This is a genomic window from Xenorhabdus sp. PR6a (assembly GCF_028599065.1).
Classification (GTDB): domain Bacteria; phylum Pseudomonadota; class Gammaproteobacteria; order Enterobacterales; family Enterobacteriaceae; genus Xenorhabdus; species Xenorhabdus doucetiae.
This window is the reverse complement of sequence record NZ_JAQRFJ010000102.1, coordinates 1-6,380: the sequence shown is the minus strand read 5'-3', so window position 1 is coordinate 6,380 and position 6,380 is coordinate 1. Positions and strand designations below refer to the sequence as shown.

The following is a 6,380-nucleotide window of genomic DNA, read 5'->3' as shown; positions in this document are numbered from 1 at the left end:
AAGCCATTTAAGATCTATAAAGTAGAATTTTTCGGATTTACATGGCAGGTGAAAATATGGGGATTTTATTTTAACGTAACGCTATCTGATGGTGTTTGTTTTTCCTGAAAAAACAGCCATACGGTATAAGACATTAACAACCGATTGAAATTCAACAACATGATTGAAAATTAATTCACATAAGAGTGTGTTGTACATTTGATTTCATCTTAGTTACTAAAAATAAGTCAATTTTACGTATCTGTAATGTTATCTTTATGAAAGGGAAATTAAAGTTATGTCGTCATTAAAATATCTGGCTGTTAATCCAAGTAATTATCTTCTTCATTCTGCCTATATACCATCATCGAAACCAGAAACTCAACGAGCTATTTTGGCCGCCAGTCTGGCTGATGGCAAGTCAATTATTAATAATGACTTGCGTTGTCTGGAAACCAATACAATGAAGGAAGCATGCCGCAGTATCGGAGCCCAATTTATTGAGGAACCTGAACGATTAATTATTTATGGTACTGGCGGGAAAATTAGACCTGAGAAAAAGGTCATTGACGCCCTCGGTTCGGGGTTAGTCTTTCGTGTGATAACCGCCCTCACTTGCCACAGTGAAACTCCCGCTGTGATATCGGGTGACGCTACGCTCAGAACCCGTGTGATGGAGCCTTTGCTTAATGCTCTTGTTGAATTGGGCGGAAATATTTCCAGTATTCATATGAACGGGAAAGCCCCTTTCATCAATTGGGGCGGTTATATTGGCGGAGAATGTGAAATAGAAGGAAACATCAGTTCCCAGTTTATTACCGCAATCCTGTTTACAGCTCCCCTTGCGAAGAAAAGTACTACGGTCAAAATCAAAGGGGATATCCTGTCATTATCATATATTCAACAGACATTAGAAATTCTGACCATAGCAGGTATCAAATTTCAGCATAATGAAAATTTTTCCCAACTTACCGTATTTCCCGGGAAATATAATGCTGCTGAATATACAATAACAGGCGATTATACTTCATGTTCTTACCTTGTTGCCGCTGCAACCCTGTTTCCATGTGATCTGACACTCAGGAATATCAATAGCAAGAGCTTACAGGGCGAACAGGCTATCCTGACATTTGTTGAAAAAATGGGACTGGAGATTATTCGCAATGATCAGCGAAATGAAATTCGTCTGATTAATAAAAAAGGTCAACTGACTGGAAATTATGAATTTAATGTCAGCAACTGTCCTAACATTGTCCCTACTCTGGCTTCAATAGGAATTTATGTGGATGGCTGTTTCAGGATTACCGGAGGATCTATTACCCGACTGCATAAATCGCCAAGAATAAAAGCAATGGTAAACGAATTGTTAAAATTAGGTGTCAGAATTAAGCCTCTGATTATAAATGATGTTTATGACGGGTTCGAAATTCATGGCGATTCATCCTACTCCGGAAATTGTACACTTTCCAGCTGGGGAGACCATCGTATTTTTATGTCTTTGTTTGTAGCATCATTACGTTGCCGGCAAGCTAATTATATTGATGGTTATGAAGATGTTCATTGTTCATTTCCGGGTTTCTTTAAAGAGTTTGAACAACTTGGAATTACATTCCAAGAATGTATTCAAAAATATGAAAAAGTTGAGTGATATTTTCGACATATTTACATGGAACTAATGATTAATTTCTCTGAGGAAATCAATATGAATATCATCCAGAAAATGAACGAACAGGGTTATGTCGTAATCCCAGAAGTCATAAATAAAAAAGAAATTAGCATTGTCAGAGAATTTTATAAAAAAATCTCCGATGAAAATAATCTCTCAACACTTCTCCCGACCGATATATTGAAATATCCAGCCGTGTTTCATACTCTTTTGAAAGAGAAGGCAGTGACAGCTATCAAGGGACTTTTTGGTAGAAATTTTTATTTATTGCCTAATTTTACAATCCGAGAAAGTGTTTATATTCCCTGGCATAATGACGCGTATTTTCTACCTGATGAGGTAATCAATCCTGATACGCCATTACAGTTTATGCAATGTGCGATTTATTTACAGGACAATGATCCTGAACATGGAGGAGGGATAACTCTAATCCCCTTTTCTCATCGGCTAGCTCAAGCGACTGTAAAAAGCATGCTGAATACCCCACAAGCATACGAGAAAGTTATCATGAGTAAGGCTGGTGATCTTATCCTATGGGATAACAGAATAACTCATAGAAGCACTTATCCAGATAAAGTACCTGACAATGCCAAACTGGCTTTACAATGGACCGTTTCTGCTTCAGACCAACATAACGAATCATATCTACAGTACCTTCGGGATCGTGCTCAACATAGCATGCATGTTTCAGATTATCTCCCCAAAAGCCCAAAACCTTATTTTGCAGATATGCCCAATGTCCGATACCCGGACTCATTTCATGAGGATTCATTAAAAATAATGAAAAGGCAAAATATCCACTTTATAGGGCTATGAGCGATGACATATTCAAATGACGGACAGAAAGAAAATGGCGCATCTTATATACTGAGACAGCTACGCCAACTGGGTGCCTCTCATCTTTTCATGGTGCCCGGTAAGCTCATCAATGCATTCATGAAGTGTTATCCGAAAGATAATGATTCCGTGTTGGAGACTTTCCCTGTTCCGATTGTCACCGCCTGTGAAACGGGGGCTGCTTATATGGCCGAGGGATATGCCCGTGTCTCTGACACTTTTGGTGTGTGTTTAGTGATTGGCGGGCCTGGTGTTACAAATACCCTGACAGGTATAGCTTCTGCCTACACGGATAATTTCCCTGTTTTACTCCTGGCCGGTCAAATCTCGTCAACAATGGAGATGTACAATGTCTTACAGGACAGTACACAATCCGGCATTAATCAGCATCAGATTTTCTCTCCGGTGACTCGTGCAACGTTTGAAGTTAAAGCCGGTCAGTCAATCAGTCGTTTTCTGAGAGAGTCACTCCGTGCAATGAAAGGCATTGAAAAAGGCCCTGTTTATCTGGGGGTAAGCAAGGAAGTCTTAAACGAATATGATGAAAACTATCCCGACATCAGCGCAAGCATTGTTGACTCCTGGAAGCATCGCCCGGTTGATATTAAGAAAATGTGCTCCCCGGAATTTGAAGCGTTCATTGGTCATGCCCGTAATTGTATCATTCTTGCAGGCTTACGCAGTAAATCCCCTGAAACAGCGGATACGTTATTAGCATTTGCAGAAAGGTATCATTTCCCTGTAGCAACGACGTTAAGTAGTAAAGGACTCTTTCCGGAAGATCATCCACTGTCACTCGGTGTTTATGGCTATTCCGGTAGCCCCAGAGCGATTGAAGCATTTAAGGATCCAGCGTTGGAAGGTATTATCTTATTGGGGATGGATACGACTCAATGGAGCACTATGCTATGGTCTCCGGATTTGCAACTTTCGGGTAGAACGATTCAGGTGGATACCAATCCTGAATATCTTGGTAAATACCTTGATATCACTTGTGGAATTACAGCAAACAGTAGCGCATTTCTGGAAGCCCTTGAAGAACATTACCCTGATATCCTCATTCAAGGCCGCCCCAAACGGGAGAAATGGTTACAGTATCTCAGTGCAGTTCCCAGGTATTTCCCTATTGATTTTAGTGCAACAGGCGATGCAGCAAGGCACCCCGCCTCCTATATCAATCTCCTTCAGAAATATTTTCCGGAAGATGGGATCGTCAGTGTTGATTCTGGTGCGCACCGATCATTCTTTGGTCATTACTGGGTCGCACGCAGACCTGAAGCATATATATCGGCAACCACACTTGGTCCTATGGGCTGGAGTATCCCTGCCGGGATAGGAGCCAGCTTTGCTGCTCCAGGCAGAAAATGTATGGTTATAACAGGTGACGGTTGTATGTTAATGCAGGGAATGGAGTTAGCCACAGCATCAAAATACCATCGCAATATACTTTTCATTATCTTTAATAATGCATCCTATGCGGCAAGCTACTTTAATAATAAGGATAACAAAACCGATCTGACAAAAATTCCTGATTATGATTGGTGTCAATTGGCGAGAGGATTAGGGGTAAACTGTTTGTGTGTAAATTCACCTGATCAATTACAGGAATGTATTGCCGAGATTATGCAACAGAACAGTCCATTCTTGATCGAAATTAAATGTGATAACCAGCACACAACGCCAAATAAGGAATATAACCAACGTATAAAAGCGTTCCCGCTCGTATGAAAGGTAAAAAGGCATGAAGTCAAAACTTATTATCATCAATTCGTGCGTTATACTGGTATTAGGATTATTTTCTATAGATCTCTATAATCCGGCGCTGCCTATAATAAAAACCGCACTCGCAATTACTGACAATCAGGCACAAAGTCTTGTTGTTTATTATCTCGTTGGTTTTGCTGTATCCCAGCTTTTTTATGGGCCTCTCTCCGATAAACACGGACGCATTCCTGTCATTATTTTTTCCTTATTATTTTCCGCTATCGGTAATTATCTGACTTCTACGGCTGAATCATTTCACACATTATCTCTATTCCGGCTTCTGACCGGTATTGGTGCAGGTGGATGCCCGGTTATTAGCAGAGCTATACTCAGTGATACTTTCCGGGATAAAACGGAATTATCTAAATCTCTGGCTATTTTTTCGATGGCATCACAAGTTTCGCCTGCTTTTGCCCCTGTCATTGGGGGGTATATCACAGAATATCTGCCGTGGAAGTTTAATTTTATAGCTCTCACCATCATGATGCTGACAGGTGCATTTTTTATAAAAATGACGTTGCCGGAAACATCACCAATGAAATCAACAAACCCTGGCCGGATAACCGGTTTTCGCATTCTGTTATCTGACGTTAATTTTGTTGTATACAGTATTGTCTCTGCCGTGTTGTTTGCCATTACCATGGGTTATTTTACTGCCAGTCCTTTCATATTCCAGACACAATTTGAACTATCCTCATCACAGAATGGATATCTATTTATGATTTATTCTGCCGGGATCGTAATAGGTTCGTTGCTGACAAAAAAAGGGTTGTCACATACCACACCTGAAAGAATGCTTAAAGTTTCACTGCCGTTATTAGTGTTGTTTACCGCGATGGCGCTCATCTTTATTTATTTCACTCGAATATTATCGATTGAATTTATCATTATTTACAGTTTTGCTGTCGGGCTAGGGTGTGGACTGTCTTCTCCGTTATTACTTGGGATAAGTTTGCATGGGCATCCAGAACTGTCCGGAACAGGCAGTGCCTTACAAGGTGCTCTAAAAATGGCAGGCGCAGCCGTTGTATTATGGTTTTTTTCCAGCGGCCATACAACAACAGCAGCAGGTTTAATGTGGGGTCTTTTCGTCCTTGCCCTGATTTGTTTTGCTTTCATCACCTTTACTCAGTACAGGGCATCCAAAACAAAAAACCGGCACTTATAGAGCAACCAACATTGATAGTATTATCTTCACCGTCATACTAACGGAGAAAATATGGATCTGAGAATAGCGGGTCGCTGGGCTGTCATATGTGCAGCCAGCGAAGGTTTAGGATTTGCTTGCGCGGCAGCCCTGGTGGCAGAAGGTGTAAGTGTTGTTATTAATGCACGAAGACCTGAACAATTGAAAGTGGCGGCACGGCAGCTTCAAAATATAAACCCTGCTGTATCCATAAAATGGGTATCCGGTGATATAACCCAATCAGACATTCAGGATGCTGTACTGAATACACCACCTGTAGTGGATATCCTTGTTACAAATGCGGGTGGCCCACCAACAGGTATTTATTCCGGCTGGACCCGTGAAATATGGTATCAGGCCATCAATACTAATATGCTTACCCCAATCAGCCTGATTCAGGCAGTCATTGATAAAATGGTTAATCGCTGTTTTGGACGTATTATCAATATTACTTCTGGAGCAGTTAAAGCGCCTCAAAGTGAGCTGGGATTATCAAATGGGGCACGAGGGGGACTCACCACTTTCATCAGTGGTCTGGCAAAATCTCACGTACTGGTGAGTAATAATGTCACTATCAATAATTTATTACCTGGCGCTTTCGATACTCATCGCCTGAGACAAACATTTGTACAAAAAGCGTCGAGATGCACAGATTCACCGGAAAGTATCGCAATACAACGGAGCCAGAAAATCCCCGCTGGTCGGTTTGGAACTCCCGAAGAATTTGGTGCATATTGTGCTTTCTTATGCAGTACTTATGCAAGTTATATAACGGGGCAAAATATCCTTATTGATGGTGGAGCCTATCCCGGCGTGTTTTAAGGGAAATAAAAAACTGAATATTACAATCCTTATTGACAATGTTGGGGTATTGAATCCGAATACTCAAAAACCGACTCATCTTATTAGATAGCGTCGTCATGAAATACTCAACCAAAGAGCAAGGCA

Annotated in this window: 5 protein-coding genes; all 5 read left to right on the top strand. The window is 41.0% G+C overall.

Annotation, left to right across the window (positions count from 1 at the left end; translation table 11 throughout):
• The first annotated feature begins 277 nt into the window (after positions 1-277).
• From aroA to PSI15_RS16845, 5 genes are read left to right on the top strand one after another with little or no spacing between them, the layout of a single operon-like run.
• Entirely contained in the window at positions 278-1,627 is a 1,350-nt protein-coding gene (gene aroA / locus PSI15_RS16865; protein ID WP_273584541.1) for a 3-phosphoshikimate 1-carboxyvinyltransferase, read from the top strand.
• Between the two features lie 54 nt (positions 1,628-1,681).
• The gene (locus PSI15_RS16860; protein ID WP_273584540.1) at positions 1,682-2,461 is read left to right on the top strand and encodes a phytanoyl-CoA dioxygenase family protein; all 780 of its coding nucleotides are present in this window, start codon (positions 1,682-1,684) and stop codon (positions 2,459-2,461) included.
• Between the two features lie 3 nt (positions 2,462-2,464).
• A complete protein-coding gene (locus tag PSI15_RS16855) occupies positions 2,465-4,210 on the top strand; it encodes a thiamine pyrophosphate-binding protein (RefSeq protein ID WP_273584539.1) in 1,746 nt (581 codons plus the stop codon).
• Positions 4,211-4,223: 13 nt separating this feature from the next.
• Positions 4,224-5,414: a Bcr/CflA family efflux MFS transporter gene (locus PSI15_RS16850; protein ID WP_273584538.1), complete on the top strand. Its 1,191-nt coding sequence runs from the start codon at positions 4,224-4,226 to the stop codon at positions 5,412-5,414.
• Between the two features lie 51 nt (positions 5,415-5,465).
• Entirely contained in the window at positions 5,466-6,254 is a 789-nt protein-coding gene (locus tag PSI15_RS16845; RefSeq protein ID WP_273584537.1) for an SDR family oxidoreductase, read from the top strand.
• Positions 6,255-6,380 lie beyond the last annotated feature (126 nt).